This window comes from Paracoccus contaminans, assembly GCF_002105555.1.
Taxonomy (GTDB): Bacteria; Pseudomonadota; Alphaproteobacteria; order Rhodobacterales; family Rhodobacteraceae; genus Paracoccus; species Paracoccus contaminans.
This window is the reverse complement of sequence record NZ_CP020612.1, coordinates 770,073-785,890: the sequence shown is the minus strand read 5'-3', so window position 1 is coordinate 785,890 and position 15,818 is coordinate 770,073. Positions and strand designations below refer to the sequence as shown.

Below are 15,818 nucleotides of genomic sequence, written 5' to 3'. Positions count from 1 at the left end.
CTTCTGCATGCAGGTCTTGCGCGGATCGGGGGCGGGCCTTTTTGCCGGCCCTTGCCGCCGGCAGGGCGGACGTGGTTGAAGGCGGCCATGACCCATAGCCTGCCCATCCGCGTCTATTACGAGGATACCGACCTCGGCCAGGTCGTCTATTACGCCAACTACCTGCGCTTCATCGAACGGGGGCGCAGCGAATGGCTGCGCGCCTGCGGCGTGGATCAGGGGGCGCTGCTGGCTCAATCCGGTGCGGCCTTCGTCGTGCGCCGAATCGAGGCGGACTATCTGCGCCCGGCCCGCTTCGACGACCTGCTGGATGTGGTGACGGTGCTGCGGTCCGCGGCCGGATCGCGCATCGAGCTGGACCAGTGCGTCCGGCGGGCCGGCACCGAGCTGTTCACGGCGCGCGTGCTGCTGGTCTGCGTCGATGTCGCCCTGATGCGCCCGCGGCGGCTGCCGCCGGCGGTGGCGGCCGCGCTGGGAAATTGAGGGCCAAGGGCCGCCTTGCACGGAACTGTGTTTCCACGGGACTGGCATTGTGCCCCCCTCTCGCGGCACAAGACGCCCACAGCCAAGGACAGGCCAAGGACCCGCGAACCGATGGAAAACCTGACGCTCGGCCCCGCGGCCGATTTTTCTCTGGTCGCGCTGTTCCTGCGGGCCTCGCTGACGGTCAAGGCCGTGATGGTGATTCTGGTGCTGGCTTCGGCCTGGTCCTGGGCGATCATCATCCGCAAGCTGCTGGTCCAGGCCGCGGCGCGGCGCGACAATGCGGGGTTTGATCGCCGTTTCTGGTCGGGCGAGCCGCTGGACGATCTGTTCGACCGCATGGGGGCCAGGCCCCGCGGCGCGGCCGAGCGGGTCTTCGCCGCCGGCATGACCGAATGGCGCCGCTCGCAGCGCGAGGACGGCGCGCTGATCCCCGGCGCGCAATCGCGCATCGACCGGGCGATGAACGTCGCCACGCTGCGGGAAGGCGACCGGCTGACGCGCGGCCTGCCGTTCCTGGCGACGGTCGGATCGACGGCGCCCTTCATCGGCCTGTTCGGCACCGTCTGGGGCATCAAGACCGCCTTCGAGGGCATCGCCCTGTCGCAGGACACCAGCCTTGCCGTGGTCGCGCCGGGCATCGCCGAGGCGCTGGTCGCCACGGCGCTGGGCCTGCTGGCCGCCATTCCGGCGGTCATCTTCTACAACAAGCTCGTCACCGATGCCGACCGCATCACCGGCCAGCACGAGGCATTTGCCGACGAATTCTCGACCATCCTGTCGCGCCAGATCGAGGACAGCTGAATGGCCGGCGGCACCATCCGCCCTGCGGGGCGCCGCAGCCGCCGGCGCGCCGCGCCGATGGCCGAGATCAACGTCACGCCCTTCGTGGACGTGATGCTGGTGCTGCTGACGATCTTCATGGTGGCGGCGCCGCTGCTGACCGTCGGGGTTCCGCTGCAACTGCCGCAGACCGCGGCCGATGCGGTGCGATCGGAGCCCGAGGAGCCGCTGACCGTCTCGGTTCCTGCGCAGGGCCCGCTGGTCCTGATGACGACCGAGGTGCCCGAGGCGGAGCTGGTCACGCGCCTGCGCGCCGTGGCCGCCGAACGCAAGTCGGGGCGCATCTATCTGCGCGCGGACGGCGCCGTGCCCTATGCGCGCGTGATGCAGGTGATGGGGGCGCTGAACGCGGCCGGTTACCGCGACATCGTGCTGGTCACCGACGCGGGCGGCCCGCGGATGGATGGCTGACCCGTTCCCCCCGTCCGAGGCGCGAGAGCGCCGGATCGGCGCGATCGTCTCGGGCGCGCTGCATGCCGCCCTGATCGGTGCGCTTGCGCTGGGCGGCGCGCTGTTCCGCGCGCCGCAATCGCCCGCGATCCGCATGGCCCCGGTCGAGACGATGAGCGTCGCCGATTTCGAGGCCATGGCCGCCGCCAGCCGGGGGGCTGGCCCCGTGTCGGACGCGGCCAGCGCAACCCCTGCCCAGCCCCGTCCGCCCGCCGTCGAGATCGTCCCCGGCGGCCCTGCCGCTATGGCGCCCCCGGCGCCCGACCCCGATCCCACTGCGCTGCCCGCGCCCGCGCTGTCTGGCGAGGCCGCCCCCAATCTGTCGGACCTGCAGGTGCCGCAGACCCCGGTTGCGGTGGCGACCGTCGCGCCCGTTCCCCAGTCGCCCCCCCAGGCAGAGGATGCGCTGACGGGTCAGGCGGTGGCGGCGCTCGCCGGCCCGCCCCCGGCGGCGGCCGCCCCGGCCCTGAACGCGCCCGATACCGCCGCCGAACAGCCCGCAGTGCCCGCGCCCGCCCCTGCGCTGACGACATCGGATGCGCCGTTCCGCGTCGCCGCGGCCCGTCAGCGGCTTGCCGCCCGGCAGGCGGCCGAGGCGGCAGCGGCGCAGGAAAGGGCCGCCGCCGCGGAACGGCAAGCCGAGGCAGAGCGGCAAGCCGAGGCAGAGCGGCAAGCCGAGGCACAGCGGCAGGCCGAGGCAGAGCGGCAGGCCGAAGAACAGCGCATCGCTGCCGAAGCCGCCGCCCGCCGCGCGGCCGAGCGCGCCGCGGCCGAAGCCGCCGCCCGCGCCGCCGAGCGTGCCGAGGCCGAGGCCCGCGCCCGTGAGGAGGCGGAGCGTCAAGCCGCGCTTGAGGCAGAGGCGCAGGCAGCCGAGGCGGCGCGCCGGCAGGCCATTGCCGAGGCCGAGGAGCAGCGCGAGGCCGAGGAGCAGCGCAAGGCCGAGGAGCAGCGTAAGGCCGAACAGCAGCGCGCCGCCCAGCGCCGCGCCGAGCAGCAGCGCGCCGCCGAACGCCGCCGCGCCGCCGAGGAAGCCGCCGCCGCCGCCGCTGCCGAGGAACGCGCCCGCGCCGCCGAGGACGCGCGCGCCCGCGCCGCCGCCGAGGCGCGCGAGCAGGCCGAGGCCCCCCGCCAGGCCCCCGACGAGGCCGACCCCCTGACCCGCGCGCTGGCCGAGGCGATGGCGGCAGCGCCCGAGGGGGCGGGTGCGGATGGCGGCGCAGGCCGCGCCCCGCAGGGCCCGCCTTTGTCGCGCGGGGAAAAGGAAGGGCTGCGCCTGCAGATCGAGGCTTGCTGGAACATCGGCTCACTGTCGCGCGAGGCGCAGCGGACCTCGGTCAGCCTGTCCTTCACCCTGACGCCCGAGGGCATGCCCGAGGCGGATTCGATCCGCATGGTCGGTGCCGAGGGCGGCTCGGACGCGGCGGCCGGGCAGGCCTTCGAGGCGGCGCGCCGCGCGATCCTGCGCTGCGCGCTGCAGAACAACGGCTATCAGCTTCCGCCCGAGAAATATGAACGCTGGCGGCAGACGATCATCGACTTCCGCCCGCAGGGCGGCCCGTCGATCCGCTGAAAACCGCGCCCCTGCCGCGTTGCGGCATGGCGCTTGAATCCTGTTCCGTCTAAAGATGCGCATCATGACCAACACCTCGACCATCACGCGTCTCGCGGCGCTCGCGGCCCCCGCACTGCTGAGCCTTGCGCTGCTGGCCCTGCCGCGGCCTGGCCTGGCGCAGGATGCCGCCGGGGGCGCGGCCGACGACCAGGGCCCCCTGCGGATCGAGATTTCCGGCGGGCAGGTCGAACCGATGCCGCTGGCGGTCGTTCCCTTCTTTGACGAGGGCGGCGCGGGCGATCTGGCGGACCAGATCCGCCAGGTGGTCGCGGCCGACCTGACCGGCACCGACCTGTTCCGCGAGATCGCGCAGGCCGCGCAGGTGGCCCGGCCCGAAGGCTTCGACGATCCGGTCGCCTATCCCGACTGGCGCGCCGTCAATGCCGAGGCGCTGGTGCTGGGCGCGGTTTCGGTCAAGGATGATGCGGTCACGGTCAAGTTCCGCCTGTTCGACGTGTTCGCGGGCCAGCCGCTGGGCGACGGGATGCAGTTCGACGCCCCGCGCGAGGGCTGGCGCCGCGTCGCCCACAAGGTCGCCGACCAGGTCTATGCCCGCATCACCGGCGAGACGGCCTATTTCGACAGCCGCGTCGCCTTTGTCTCGGAAACCGGGCCCAAGGATGCGCGGCGCAAGCGCATCGGGATCATGGATTACGACGGCGCCAACCCGCTATGGGTCACGGATGACAGCGCGCTGGTCGTCTCGCCCCGCTTTTCGCCGGACGGGCAGCGCCTGGTCTACACCAGCCTTGCAGGCGGGATGCCCGAAATCATGCTGATGGACCTGGACAGGGTGCAGGCCCGCCCCCTGAGGACCGAGGCGGGGACGATGAGCTTTGCCCCCGCCTTTTCCCCCGATGGGCGCTGGATCGTCTATTCGCGCGAAAAGGGCGGCAATACCGACATCTGGCAGATGGACGTGGCCACCGGGGCCGAACGCCCGCTGGTCGAAACGGCGGCGATCGAGACCTCGCCGGGCTTTTCCCCCGATGGCCGGCAGATCGTCTTTGAAAGCGATCAGTCCGGCAGCCAGCAGATCTATGTCATGCCCGCGGATGGATCGGGCGAGCCGACCCGGATCAGCTTTGGCGAGGGCAGCTATGGCACCCCGGCCTGGTCGCCCAAGGGCGATCTGGTCGCCTTTACCAACCAGCAGGGCGACAAGTTCCACATCGGCGTCATGCGGCCCGATGGAACCGAGGAAAAGATGCTGACCGAATCGTTTCTTGACGAAGGGCCGAGCTGGGCGCCCAATGGGCGCGTGGTGATGTTCACGCGGCAGACGCCGGGCGGGGATGGCACGCCGCGCCTTCATTCGGTGGACGTGACCGGCCGGAACATGCGGCCGCTGGACATCGAGGGGGCCGCGTCCGATCCCGACTGGGGCCCGCTGCTGCCATGACGGATGCCGCAACGAAAAGGCGCAAGCTGAGGAGTGCTGCTGCCATGAGGAACGGATGCCGGAAGGCCATGGCGGTTGCGGCATTGGCGGCGCTTGCCGCCTGTGCGCAGCCGGTGCCGCCCCCCGCCCCGGCCGATCCCTATGCGGGAACGGGGAACGTGGCCCGTTATACGGGCACGATCAGGCAGGGCGATCTGCCCGGCACGGTGACGGCGGCCGATTTCGTGCGCACCGCAGGCGACACGGTGCTGTTTCCCGAAAACGACGCCGCGCTGGACGGCACGGCGCGCGCCACACTCACGCGGCAGGCCGACTGGCTGAAAAAGAACGGCAGCTTTTCCAGCGTGGTCGAGGGCCACTCGGACGAAAAGGGCACACGCGAATACAACCTGGCCCTGGGCGCACGCCGCGCCGGGGCGGTGCAGGAATATCTTGTCGCCCAGGGTGTCGATGCCGGCCGCATCCGCACCAGCTCATACGGCAAGGAACGTCCCGCCGAGGTCTGCTCGACCCCCGAATGCCAGATCAAGAACCGCCGGGCGGTGACCATCGTCAAGCCCGGCGCGGGCGTCTGATGCGCGGCCGGCTGACCCTTGCCGGGGGGCTGGCGGCCGCGTTCATGCTGGGCGCCGCAGCGCAGAACGCGGCGGCGCAGCAAAGGCCCGTGCCCTCGGCCAGGGGGGATGCGGCGGCAGGCCGGGCAGGGGCGGCACAGGCCCCCGCGCCGCAAGGGGCGGCGGGCGAGGACGCCGGGGGCGGAGCGTCCGGGGATCAGGGGCAGGCGGGCGCGCCATCGGCGGCGACGCTGGCCGACCTGCGCGCGCAGCTGGCATCGCTGTCGGCATCGCTGCAGGGCCTGCGGGCAGAGCTGAACGCCTCGGGCGCGGCCGGCTTTGCGGCGGCGGGGGGCGAGCGCGCCATCGACCGCATGAACGCGATGGAACGCCAGCTGACCCGCCTGACCGGCGAGACCGAGCGGCTGCGCAACCGCATCGAGCGTGTGGTCCGCGACGGCACCAACCGCGTTGGCGATATCGAATTCCGCCTGTGCGAGATGGAGGAAGGCTGCGACCTGGGCGCGCTGACCACCCCGCAACTGGGCGAGGATGCAGCGCCCGGAACCGGCGGCGGCGCAGGCCTGGGGGCCGTGGGCGCGATGCCTGCCGGCGGGCCTGCGCGGCCGGCAGCCGACATGCCCCTGACGGCCGCGGAAAAGACGGCGTTCGATGCCGCATCGGCTGCCCTGCAGGGCGGCGACTTTACCCGCGCCGCGGCGCTGTTTGGCGATTTTGCGCGCGATCATGCCAGCAGCCCCGCCGCGGCCGAGGCGCAGTATCTGCGCGGCGCGGCGCTGGACAGTGCGGGCGATGCGCCCGGTGCGGCCGCGGCATGGCTGTCGGCCTTTGCCGCCGCGCCCGCAGGGCCGCGCGCGCCCGACGCGCTGCTGGGCCTGTCGCGGGTGTCGGCGATCGGCAAGTCGGCCGATGCGGGCTGCGTCTATCTGGACGAGCTGACGACGCGCTTTGCCGGCACGCCCCAAGCCGAAGAGGCCGCGCGGCGCAGCCTGGCTGCCGGATGCGCCGCGCCGGATCAGGCGCTGCCCGGCGCAGCCGAAGACAGCCTGGGCGATGCATCGGGCGCAGCCGATGCGCCGCCTGCCGGCGGGGCCGCGCCTGACGATGGCGCCTGACCCCAAAGGGATCGTTCCTGCCGAACTTGACCGGATCGCCGGCAGCCTCACGGCACTAGGCATCGCCGTCTCGGGCGGAAGCGATTCCACCGCCTTGCTGCATATCGCCGCACGCTGGGGCCGCGCCGCCGGGGTGGCGATCGAGGCCGCCACCGTGGATCATGCGCTGCGCCCCGGCTCGGCCGCCGAGGCGCGGGCCGTGGGGCAGGCATGCGCCGGCCTGGGCGTGCCTCATGCGGTGCTGACCTGGGATCACGGCGGGCGCGTCGCGGGCAACCGGATGGCCGCGGCACGCACGGCCCGGATGGGCCTGCTGGCCGGCTGGGCGCGCGCGCGCGGCCTGGGGGGCGTGGCGCTTGGCCATACGCAGGACGATCAGGCCGAAACGCTGCTGATGCGGCTGGGCCGGGGGGCGGGCGTGGACGGGCTGTCCGCGATGGCGGCGCGGCGCACCCAGCAGGGCACCCTGTGGCTGCGGCCCATGCTGGGCATGCGCCGGGCGGCGCTGCGGGCCTGGCTGGGCGGGCAGGGCATCGGCTGGATCGACGATCCCACCAATGACGAGCGCGCCTATGAGCGGGTGCGGGTGCGGCGCGCGATCGAGGCCGCGGACCTGCCGGTCGCGGGGATCGCGCGCTCTGCCGCCCTGCTGGCCGAGGCGCGCGCCGCCCTGGCCGAGGTGGCCGCCGCCGCCGCCGCCCGGGCGCAGGCCGATCGCGGGATGCTGCGCCTGCCCGCCGCGGTGCTGGACCAGCCCGCCGAGATCCGCCGCCGCGTGATCGTTGCGGCGCTGCGATGGATCACGGGGGATGACTATCCCCCCCGCGGTGATGAGGTGACGCGCCTGGCCGAAACGCTGCGGGGCGGGGGGCAGGGCACGCTGGGCGGCGCGCTGGCGCGGGTCCGCGGCCCCTGGATCGAGGTGATGCGGGAGCCGGCCGCGGCCCGCCATGCCGCCCTTGAGGCCCTGTGCGGCGGGGGGCTGGTCTGGGATGGCCGCTGGCTGATCAGGGGGCTGCCGCCCGGCGCGGCGGTGGCGGCGACGGGCGAGGCCGATCTTGCCGGGCGAGAGTGGCGCGCGGCGGGGCTGCCGCGCCTTGCGCTGCTGTCGGCGCCCGCCGTGCATCTGGACGGGGCCGCCGCCGTCCTGCCGCTGCTGGACGGGGCGGCGGGAATCGCGCTTCGGCCGCTGCGCGAGACGGGCGACTATTTCTCGCTGCTGCGAGCGCATTGATACCGGCGCGCGCAGCCCCTATTTTCATGCAAACGCCTTTACCCCCGCGGAGGATATGGCTTGGGCAACGCGCGCAACATCGCCTTCTGGGTGGTCCTGTTCCTGATGATCCTGGCGCTGTTCAACGCCTTTGGCGGCGGCAGCGCCCAGTTGAACGGCAGCCGGATCAGCTATTCCGAGTTCCTGAACCGGGTCGAGAACGACCAGGTCAGCGCCGCCACGATCGACGGCGAGACGGTCACTGGCATCGGCAAGAACAGGGAGCAGTTCACGACCGTGCGCCCGCTGGGCGAGGATCTGGCCGAAAAGCTGGTCGCCAAGGACGTGGATGTCAGCGTCAAGCCGCAGCAGCAGTCGGGCCTGATGTCGATGCTGTCGGTCTGGCTGCCCTTCATCCTGCTGATCGGGGTCTGGATCTTCATGATGAACCGCATGCAGGGCGGGGGCAAAGGCGGCGCCATGGGCTTTGGCAAGTCCAAGGCCAAGCTGCTGACCGAAAAGCATGGCCGCGTCACCTTCGACGACGTGGCCGGCATCGACGAGGCCAAGGAGGAGCTTGAGGAGATCGTCGAGTTCCTGCGCAACCCGCAGAAGTTTTCCCGCCTGGGCGGCAAGATCCCCAAGGGCGCGCTGCTGGTCGGCCCGCCGGGCACCGGCAAGACGCTGCTCGCCCGCGCCATCGCCGGCGAGGCAGGGGTGCCCTTCTTCACCATCTCTGGCTCCGACTTCGTCGAGATGTTCGTCGGCGTCGGCGCGTCCCGCGTGCGCGACATGTTCGAGCAGGCCAAGAAATCCGCGCCCTGCATCGTCTTCATCGACGAAATCGACGCGGTGGGCCGCGCCCGCGGCGTCGGCATCGGCGGCGGCAATGACGAGCGCGAGCAGACGCTGAACCAGCTTCTGGTGGAAATGGACGGCTTCGAGGCGAATGAGGGGATCATCATCATCGCCGCGACCAACCGCAAGGACGTGCTGGACCCGGCCTTGCTGCGGCCCGGCCGCTTCGACCGCCAGATCCATGTCCCCAACCCCGACATCAAGGGGCGCGAGAAGATCCTGTCCGTCCATGCCCGCAAGGTGCCGCAAGGCCCCGATGTGGACCTGCGCATCATCGCCCGCGGCACGCCCGGCTTTTCGGGCGCGGACCTGATGAACCTCGTGAACGAGGCGGCTCTGGCGGCCGCGCGCATCGGCCGGCGTTTTGTCACCATGGAAGATTTCGAGAACGCCAAGGACAAGGTCATGCTGGGCGTCGAGCGCCGCAGCATGGTCCTCACGCCCGAGCAGAAGGAAAAGACCGCCTATCACGAGGCTGGTCACGCCATCGTCGGCCTGTCGCTGCCCAAATGCGATCCGGTCTACAAGGCGACGATCATCCCGCGCGGCGGCGCGCTGGGCATGGTGGTCAGCCTGCCGGAGATGGACCGCCTGAACATGCACAAGGACGAGGCCAAGCAGCGCATCACCATGACCATGGCGGGAAAGGCGGCCGAGATCATCAAATATGGCGAGGAAGGCGTGTCCAACGGCCCGGCGGGCGACATCCAGCAGGCCAGCGCCCTGGCCCGCGCGATGGTCATGCGCTGGGGCATGTCCGACAAGGTCGGTGCGGTGGACTATGCCGAGGCGCATGAGGGCTATCAGGGCAATACCGGCGGATTTTCGGTCAGCGCCTCGACCAAGGAACTGATTGAGCAGGAAGTGCGCGAGCTGATCGAGCAGGGCTATCAGCATGCGCGCCAGATCCTCATCGACAAGGAAGAGCAGTTCGAGCGGCTCGCCAGGGGCCTGCTGGAATATGAAACCCTGACCGGCGAGCAGATCGGCAAGGTGATCCGGGGCGAGCCGCTGGACGGCGGCGATGATGCGCCGCCCTCAAGCTCGATCCCGTCGGTCGGGGGCGGCTCGCTGCGCGAGCGGCCGGCACCCCGCCCCGTGATCGCGGCCGAGCCGCATCCCCAGCCCTAGGGGGCTGTTCCCGATCGCAGCTGATCGACGCGCCGCCCCGTCAGGGGGCGGCGCGCTGCCATGTTGCGGGATGATCGGCCCTATGGAATGACTGTGCTGCATAGGCTGCGGCGCAAGGGGAGACTGGCGGCATGCTTGACAGAAGAGGGCTTCTGGCCGGGGCCGGCGCCGGAATGCTGGGGCTCATGGGCGGCGGGCGCACCCTTGCTGCGCTGGCCGGTTCGGTCACCCTGCCCTTTGCCAACGGGGAACGGCCCCTTGTGACCTATCCGGGCAAGCGCGCGATGATCGGCCTGACCAGCCGCCCCCCGCAGCTGGAAACGCCGTTCCGCGTGTTCGACGAAGGGGTGCTGACCCCGAACGACGCGTTCTTCGTGCGCTATCACCTGGCCGGCATCCCGGAGAGCATCGACACCGATGCCTACCGGATCACGGTCGCCGGCAAGGTCGCGACCCCGCTATCGCTGTCGCTGAAGGATCTGCGCGAGGGCTTCACCCCGGTCGAGATCGTCGCGGCGCACCAGTGTTCCGGCAACAGCCGGGGCTTTGTCGAGCCGCGCGTCGCCGGGGGGCAGCTGGCGAACGGCGCCATGGGCAATGCCCGGTGGACGGGCGTGCCGCTGAGGGCGGTGCTGGAAAGGGCCGGCATCGATCCGTCGGCGGTCGAGGTCGCCTTTGGCGGGCTGGACGGGCCGGTGCTGGAAGGCACCCCCGATTTCGAGAAGTCGCTGAAGCTGGATCACGCCCTGGATGGCGAGGTGATGCTGGCCTGGGCGATGAACGGCCAGGATTTACCCTGGCTGAACGGCTATCCCGTGCGGCTGGTCGTGCCGGGCTATTTCGGCACCTACTGGATCAAGCATCTCGACACCATCACCGTGCTGGACAAGCCCTTCGAGGGCTATTGGATGACCAAGGCCTACCGCATCCCGGACAATGACACCGCCTCGGTCCCGCCGGGCACCAAGCCGGACAAGACCCGGCCCATCGGCCGCTTCGTGATCCGCAGCTTCATCACCAGCGTGGTGGACGGCGATCAGGTCAGCGCGGGCGCCGAAACGATGCTGCGCGGCATCGCCTTTGACGGCGGCAGCGGCATCGCCAGGGTCGAAGTATCGATCGATGACGGCGCGACTTGGGCCGAGGCGAAGCTGGGCGAGGACCTGGGCAGGTATTCCTTCCGCCAGTGGACGCTGCCCGTGACGCTGAAGGCGGGGAATCACAGCCTCAAGGTCCGCGCGACCAGCACGGCGGGAGAGACGCAGCCGACCGAGCTGCGCTGGAACCCTGCCGGTTACATGCGCAACGTGGTCGAGACGACCCGCATCACCGCGGCATGAGGAAGGATGACATGATCGACCGTTCCGCGATCGCCGTGGCCGCCCTGATGCTGGCCGCCCCCGCCCTTGCCGCCGAATACGCGCTGCCCGAGGACAGCGCGGTTCTCAGGCCCGGCGCCAATGTCGAGCTGGCCGAGGCAAACTGCCAGACATGCCATTCGGTCGATTACATCCTGAGCCAGCCGCCGCAGAAGGGGCATGACTTCTGGGCCGCCGAGGTCAAGAAGATGATCGAGGTCTACAAGGCGCCCATTGAACAGGCCGATGCCGGCAAGATCACCGACTATCTCGAAAAGACCTACTGACACTGCCGGCCCCGGCGCCGTCCGCAGGCGCGCTGGGGTCTTGAACCTGACGGGCAGGCGGGCAATCAACGCGCCATGACCGATCCAGCCCCCAACCCAGCCCCCCACCCAGCCTGCGGCCCGGCCTCGGCCCTGCCGACCCCTGACGAGATCGCCCGCCTGCCGGACATGACGGCGCTGCGGGTTGCGATGGACGGCGTGGACCGCGAACTGGCCCGCCTGTTGGGGGTCCGCTCGCGCATCGTCGACCGTGCCGCCCAGATCAAGGCCGCCGCCGGCCTGCCTGCGCGCATCGACGCGCGGGTCGAACAGGTCGCTGCCAATGCCCGCCGCAACGCCCTCGCCGCAGGCTATGATCCCGACCTGGCCGAGACGCTGTGGCGGGTGATGATGGATCATTTCATCCGCCAGGAAGCCCGCGTGCTGGGAGAAACCGATGACTGCTGACATTATCGACGGCAAGGCCCTTGCCGCCGATCTGCGCGCCCGGATCGGCGCACAGGTCGCCGCGATGCGATCCACCCACGGGATCGTTCCGGGCCTTGCCGTGGTGCTGGTCGGGGACGACCCGGCATCGGCCGTCTATGTCAGGTCCAAGGCGAGGGCCACGGCCGAGGCGGGAATGCAGGGCTTTGAACATCGCCTGCCCGCGGACACGCCGCAGGAAACCCTGCTGGCGCTGGTCGGGCGGCTGAACGACGATCCGGCCGTGAACGGCATCCTTGTCCAGCTGCCGCTGCCCCCGCATGTGGACGAGACGGCGGTCATCAACGCCATCGCGCCCGAAAAGGACGTGGACGGCTTTACCGTGCTGAACGCGGGCCGCCTTGCGACCGGGCAGCGGGCGATGGTGCCCTGCACGCCGCTGGGCTGCCTGATGCTGCTGCGGGATCGGCTGGGTTCGCTGGCGGGGCTGGATGCGCTGGTGATCGGGCGGTCGAACATCGTCGGCAGGCCGATGGCGCAACTGCTGCTGGCGAACGACGCGACGGTGACGGTGGCCCATTCCCGCACGCGCGAGCTGCCCGCGCTGTGCCGGCGCGCCGATATCGTCGTGGCCGCGGTCGGGCGGCCCCGTTTCGTCCAGGGCGACTGGATCAAGCCCGGCGCGACGGTGATCGATGTGGGCATCAACCGCACCGATGCGGGGCTGGTGGGCGATGTGGATTTCGACGCCGCGCGGCGGGTGGCGGGGGCGATCACCCCGGTGCCGGGCGGGGTCGGGCCGATGACCATTGCCTGCCTGCTGGCCAACACGCTGACCGCGGCGGCGCGTGTCAACCGCCTGCCCGAACCCGATGGGCTGACGGCCTGAGAGCGCAGCCGGGGTTCCGGCGGGCGCCCATTCACGTTAAACCCCTTGCAACCGGGTTCAACCAGAGGCCTTCCGCCATGAGATTCTTCGTCGATACCGCCGACATCGCCGCCATCCGCGAGCTGCACGAGCTGGGGATGGTGGACGGCGTCACCACGAACCCCTCGCTGATCCTCAAATCCGGGCGCAATATTTCCGAAGTCACCAAGGAAATCTGCGAACTCGTCCCCGGCCCCGTTTCCGCCGAGGTCGTGTCCGACAAGGCCGACGACATGATCCGCGAGGGCAAGCACCTGGCCGCCATCGCCCCCAATGTCACCGTCAAGGTGCCGTTGACCTGGGACGGGCTGAAAGCCTGCAAGGCGCTGAGCGACGAGGGGCACATGGTCAATGTGACGCTGTGCTTCACCTCGGCGCAGGCGATCCTTGCCGCCAAGGCCGGCGCGACCTTCGTCAGCCCCTTCATCGGCCGGCTGGATGATATCGGGCTGGACGGGATGGAACTGATCGCCGATATCCGCACGATCTATGACAATTACGGGTTCGAGACGAACATCCTGGCCGCCTCGATCCGTTCGGTGAACCATATCATCGAATGCGCGCGCATCGGGGCCGACGTGATCACCGCCCCGCCCGCCGTCATCAAGGCGATGGCAAACCATGTCCTGACCGACAAGGGCCTGGAGCAGTTCAACGCCGACTGGGCCAAGACCGGCCAGAAGATCGGTTCGTGACCCAGGATCGGCCCAGCGATGCGGGCGCACCCGACGGGATCTCGCCCGACGGGGCCGGGCCGGATACGGCCGGACTGGACGAGGCCACGCGCAGCCGGCTGCTTGCCGATCCGGCGCTGATCCTGGGCGATCGCGCGCTGATGCGCGCGCTGGTGGCCGCGCGCGAGGCCGAGCTGGGCGACAATGTCGTCGATATCCGCGGCCGCGCGATGGAGGCGCTGGAACGCCGGCTCGACCGGCTGGAAAGCACCCATGAAAGCGTGATTTCCGCGGCCTATGAAAACCAGTCCGGCACGCAGGTCGTCCACCGCGCCGTGTTGGCGCTGCTTGAACCGCTGGATTTCGCGGCGTTTCTGGAAACGCTGGAAACCGATGCCGCCCCCATCCTGCGGGTCGAGACGCTGAGGCTGGTGATGGAATCGGCCCAGGGCGCCGCGGCGCCCGACGGCGATTCCGGCCCGCTGGTCGTGCTGCCCGAAGGCAGCGTGGCGCGGATGATCGCCGCCGGCCGCAAGGCGCCGCGCGGCGATGATATCGTGCTGCGCCGCGCCAGCGCCGAGACGCGCGCCGTTCACGGCACCGATGTCGCGTCCGAGGCGCTGCTGCCGCTCGACCTCGGCCCCGGCCGGCGCCCGGCCTTGCTGCTGATGGGATCGCTCGAGCCGACCCGGTTTTCGCCCGCGCACGGGACCGACCTGCTGCGGTTCTTTGCGCAGGTGTTCCGGCTGGTGCTGATCCGCTGGCTGCGGGAATGACCGGGCCGCCGCTGGCGCTGGCCCCTGCGATGGCCGATGCGCTGGCCCGATGGCTCGAGGGCGAGCGGGCCGTCCGCGGCCGCTCGGCCCATACCATTACGGCCTATCAGGGTGACCTGCTGGCCTTCCTGTCCTTCCTGGGCGGCTATCACGGCGCCCCTGCGCTGCCCGGAACCCTGACGGCGCTGACCCAGACCGACATGCGCGCCTTTGCCGGGGCCGAGCGCGCCCGCGGCCTGTCGCCGCGCAGCCTGGCGCGCCGCCTGTCAGCGGTGCGAAGCTTTCTGCGCTGGCTGTCCGACCGCGAGGGCTTTGACGCCAGCCGCGCCCTTTCGGCGCGCGGGCCACGCTATCGGCGCAGCCTGCCCCGGCCCATTCCTGTCGATCAGGCGCGCGCGGTGCTGGCGCTGGCGGGCACGCGCCATCCCACGCCCTGGGTCGCGGCGCGTGATGCGGCTGTGCTGACGATGCTTTACGGCCTTGGCCTGCGCATATCCGAGGCGCTGGCGCTGGACGGCGAGGACTGGCCCTTCGGCGACACGCTGGTCATCAAGGGCAAGGGCGGGCGCGAGCGCGTGGTGCCGGTGCTGCCGGTCGCCGCTGCCGCGGTGGGGGAATATCTGCGCCTGGCGCCTTGGTCCCCCTCGCCCGGCGCGCCCCTGTTCCGGGGGGTGCGGGGGGGCAGGCTGGCGCCGGGCGCGGTGCAGCAGGCGATGGTTTCACTGCGTCAGTCGCTGGGCCTGCCGGAAACGGCCACACCGCATGCGCTGCGCCACAGCTTTGCAACGCATCTGCTGGCGGCAGGGGGCGATCTACGCACCATCCAGCAACTGCTGGGCCATGCCAGTCTTTCGACCACGCAGGTCTATACCGGCGTGGATGACGCGCATCTGCTGGCCGTCCATCGCGCCGCCCATCCCCGCCGCTGAGGGGGAAGGCGCAAGGGCCATGCCGCCCGGCATCATCGCGGAACGGGTCAGGTCCGCGCGGCCGCGGGTGCAGGGGGGCTGCGCCCCTCAGCGGCGGTGCGGGGGCGGGGGGGCTGCTTCGGTTGCCGGGTTTGCCGCCGCGCGCTCGGCATAGGTGGCCCAGTCGGTATCGGCGCCCGGACGGGGCAGTTCGTCCCGCTGCCAGGACAGGTGCAGATGCGCCTTGGCGATGAACAGCCCCGTCAGCGGCGCGGTGACGAACAGGAACAGCGCGACCAGCAGTTCATGCCAGCTGACGATCCCGTGGCGAAACCACATGGCCGCCATGGATGCGACCAGCACCGCGCCCACGCCCAGCGTGGCCGCCTTGGTCGGGCCGTGCAGGCGCGTCATCGGGTCGGGCAGGCGCACCAGCGCCCAGCTGCCCACCGCGCCGAAGGCGCCGCCGATGACCAGCAGCGCGGCAATGGCGATCTCGGCCGGCGCGGTCATTCGATGATGTCCCCGCGCAGCACGAACTTGGCAAAGGCGACGGTGGACACAAAGCCGACCAGCGCGAACAGCATCGTCGCCTCGAAATAGATCGCCGTGCCCTGGCGGATGCCGAACAGGGTGATCAGGGCGATCATGTTGATCGTCATGGTGTCCAGTGCCAGCACCCGGTCTGACAGCCCGGGGGCGATCACCACGCGGTAAAGGCAGAACAGCTGCGCCAGCACATAGCAGCCGATCGCAAAGCCGAGCGCGAGTTCCAGGAT

The 15,818-nt window shown here is 70.9% G+C and carries 18 protein-coding genes; 16 read left to right on the top strand and 2 right to left on the bottom strand.

Annotation, left to right across the window (positions count from 1 at the left end; translation table 11 throughout):
• Nucleotides 1–87 precede the first annotated feature (87 nt).
• The 16 genes from ybgC (at nt 88) to B0A89_RS03725 (ending at nt 15,060) form a co-directional block, all read left to right on the top strand.
• Complete coding sequence (gene ybgC / locus B0A89_RS03800) at nt 88–483, top strand: tol-pal system-associated acyl-CoA thioesterase (RefSeq protein ID WP_085378735.1); 396 nt, start codon at nt 88–90, stop codon at nt 481–483.
• 111 nt (nt 484–594) lie between these two features.
• Nucleotides 595–1,287: a protein TolQ gene (gene tolQ / locus B0A89_RS03795; RefSeq protein ID WP_085376991.1), complete on the top strand. Its 693-nt coding sequence runs from the start codon at nt 595–597 to the stop codon at nt 1,285–1,287.
• Nucleotides 1,288–1,737, top strand: coding sequence for an ExbD/TolR family protein (locus B0A89_RS03790; RefSeq protein ID WP_085376990.1), 450 nt, complete (start codon nt 1,288–1,290; stop codon nt 1,735–1,737).
• A complete protein-coding gene (locus B0A89_RS03785; RefSeq protein WP_085376989.1) occupies nt 1,730–3,346 on the top strand; it encodes a hypothetical protein in 1,617 nt (538 codons plus the stop codon). The genes B0A89_RS03790 and B0A89_RS03785 overlap by 8 nt, the downstream gene beginning before the upstream one ends.
• A gap of 64 nt (nt 3,347–3,410) precedes the next feature.
• Nucleotides 3,411–4,790: a Tol-Pal system beta propeller repeat protein TolB gene (gene tolB / locus B0A89_RS03780; RefSeq protein ID WP_085378734.1), complete on the top strand. Its 1,380-nt coding sequence runs from the start codon at nt 3,411–3,413 to the stop codon at nt 4,788–4,790.
• Nucleotides 4,791–4,834: 44 nt separating this feature from the next.
• On the top strand, nt 4,835–5,365 hold the full coding sequence (locus B0A89_RS03775) for an OmpA family protein (protein ID WP_085376988.1): 531 nt from the start codon (nt 4,835–4,837) through the stop codon (nt 5,363–5,365).
• Nucleotides 5,365–6,480 carry a tol-pal system YbgF family protein gene (locus tag B0A89_RS03770; RefSeq protein ID WP_240558630.1) on the top strand — a complete coding sequence of 372 codons (1,116 nt, stop codon included), beginning with the start codon at nt 5,365–5,367 and terminating at the stop codon, nt 6,478–6,480. Before B0A89_RS03775 ends, B0A89_RS03770 begins: the two co-directional genes overlap by 1 nt.
• Entirely contained in the window at nt 6,470–7,714 is a 1,245-nt protein-coding gene (gene tilS, locus B0A89_RS03765) for a tRNA lysidine(34) synthetase TilS (RefSeq protein WP_085378733.1), read from the top strand. Before B0A89_RS03770 ends, tilS begins: the two co-directional genes overlap by 11 nt.
• Nucleotides 7,715–7,774: 60 nt before the next feature.
• The gene (gene ftsH / locus B0A89_RS03760) at nt 7,775–9,682 is read left to right on the top strand and encodes an ATP-dependent zinc metalloprotease FtsH (RefSeq protein WP_085376987.1); all 1,908 of its coding nucleotides are present in this window, start codon (nt 7,775–7,777) and stop codon (nt 9,680–9,682) included.
• A gap of 173 nt (nt 9,683–9,855) precedes the next feature.
• Nucleotides 9,856–11,022, top strand: coding sequence for a SorA family sulfite dehydrogenase catalytic subunit (sorA, locus tag B0A89_RS03755; RefSeq protein ID WP_240558629.1), 1,167 nt, complete (start codon nt 9,856–9,858; stop codon nt 11,020–11,022).
• An 11-nt stretch (nt 11,023–11,033) separates the two neighbouring features.
• On the top strand, nt 11,034–11,327 hold the full coding sequence (gene sorB / locus B0A89_RS03750) for a SorB family sulfite dehydrogenase c-type cytochrome subunit (protein WP_240558628.1): 294 nt from the start codon (nt 11,034–11,036) through the stop codon (nt 11,325–11,327).
• A 75-nt stretch (nt 11,328–11,402) separates the two neighbouring features.
• Nucleotides 11,403–11,774, top strand: coding sequence for a chorismate mutase (locus B0A89_RS03745; protein WP_085376984.1), 372 nt, complete (start codon nt 11,403–11,405; stop codon nt 11,772–11,774).
• Nucleotides 11,764–12,642, top strand: coding sequence for a bifunctional methylenetetrahydrofolate dehydrogenase/methenyltetrahydrofolate cyclohydrolase FolD (gene folD / locus B0A89_RS03740; protein ID WP_085376983.1), 879 nt, complete (start codon nt 11,764–11,766; stop codon nt 12,640–12,642). The genes B0A89_RS03745 and folD overlap by 11 nt, the downstream gene beginning before the upstream one ends.
• Before the next feature lie 77 nt (nt 12,643–12,719).
• Nucleotides 12,720–13,376 carry a fructose-6-phosphate aldolase gene (gene fsa, locus B0A89_RS03735; protein WP_085376982.1) on the top strand — a complete coding sequence of 219 codons (657 nt, stop codon included), beginning with the start codon at nt 12,720–12,722 and terminating at the stop codon, nt 13,374–13,376.
• Nucleotides 13,373–14,131 carry a DUF484 family protein gene (locus tag B0A89_RS03730; RefSeq protein WP_420814415.1) on the top strand — a complete coding sequence of 253 codons (759 nt, stop codon included), beginning with the start codon at nt 13,373–13,375 and terminating at the stop codon, nt 14,129–14,131. Before fsa ends, B0A89_RS03730 begins: the two co-directional genes overlap by 4 nt.
• Nucleotides 14,128–15,060: a tyrosine recombinase XerC gene (locus B0A89_RS03725; RefSeq protein WP_085376981.1), complete on the top strand. Its 933-nt coding sequence runs from the start codon at nt 14,128–14,130 to the stop codon at nt 15,058–15,060. Before B0A89_RS03730 ends, B0A89_RS03725 begins: the two co-directional genes overlap by 4 nt.
• A gap of 87 nt (nt 15,061–15,147) precedes the next feature.
• Here the strand turns inward: B0A89_RS03725 and B0A89_RS03720 are convergent, their stop codons facing one another.
• Both B0A89_RS03720 and B0A89_RS03715 read right to left on the bottom strand, forming a co-directional pair.
• Nucleotides 15,148–15,552 carry a Na+/H+ antiporter subunit G gene (locus tag B0A89_RS03720; RefSeq protein ID WP_085376980.1) on the bottom strand — a complete coding sequence of 135 codons (405 nt, stop codon included), beginning with the start codon at nt 15,550–15,552 and terminating at the stop codon, nt 15,148–15,150.
• Complete coding sequence (locus tag B0A89_RS03715; protein ID WP_085378731.1) at nt 15,549–15,818, bottom strand: K+/H+ antiporter subunit F; 270 nt, start codon at nt 15,816–15,818, stop codon at nt 15,549–15,551. Before B0A89_RS03715 ends, B0A89_RS03720 begins: the two co-directional genes overlap by 4 nt.

Coding starts and splice junctions, on each gene's coding strand:
- B0A89_RS03790 (WP_085376990.1), top strand. CDS start 1,288: ATGGCCGGCGGCACCATCCGCCCTGCGGGGCGCCGCAGCCGCCGGCGC.
- fsa (WP_085376982.1), top strand. CDS start 12,720: ATGAGATTCTTCGTCGATACCGCCGACATCGCCGCCATCCGCGAGCTG.
- B0A89_RS03720 (WP_085376980.1), bottom strand. CDS start 15,552: ATGACCGCGCCGGCCGAGATCGCCATTGCCGCGCTGCTGGTCATCGGC.
- ybgC (WP_085378735.1), top strand. CDS start 88: ATGACCCATAGCCTGCCCATCCGCGTCTATTACGAGGATACCGACCTC.
- B0A89_RS03745 (WP_085376984.1), top strand. CDS start 11,403: ATGACCGATCCAGCCCCCAACCCAGCCCCCCACCCAGCCTGCGGCCCG.
- B0A89_RS03770 (WP_240558630.1), top strand. CDS start 5,365: ATGCGCGGCCGGCTGACCCTTGCCGGGGGGCTGGCGGCCGCGTTCATG.
- tilS (WP_085378733.1), top strand. CDS start 6,470: ATGGCGCCTGACCCCAAAGGGATCGTTCCTGCCGAACTTGACCGGATC.
- sorA (WP_240558629.1), top strand. CDS start 9,856: ATGCTGGGGCTCATGGGCGGCGGGCGCACCCTTGCTGCGCTGGCCGGT.
- tolQ (WP_085376991.1), top strand. CDS start 595: ATGGAAAACCTGACGCTCGGCCCCGCGGCCGATTTTTCTCTGGTCGCG.
- B0A89_RS03775 (WP_085376988.1), top strand. CDS start 4,835: ATGAGGAACGGATGCCGGAAGGCCATGGCGGTTGCGGCATTGGCGGCG.
- tolB (WP_085378734.1), top strand. CDS start 3,411: ATGACCAACACCTCGACCATCACGCGTCTCGCGGCGCTCGCGGCCCCC.
- folD (WP_085376983.1), top strand. CDS start 11,764: ATGACTGCTGACATTATCGACGGCAAGGCCCTTGCCGCCGATCTGCGC.
- sorB (WP_240558628.1), top strand. CDS start 11,034: ATGATCGACCGTTCCGCGATCGCCGTGGCCGCCCTGATGCTGGCCGCC.
- B0A89_RS03785 (WP_085376989.1), top strand. CDS start 1,730: ATGGCTGACCCGTTCCCCCCGTCCGAGGCGCGAGAGCGCCGGATCGGC.
- B0A89_RS03725 (WP_085376981.1), top strand. CDS start 14,128: ATGACCGGGCCGCCGCTGGCGCTGGCCCCTGCGATGGCCGATGCGCTG.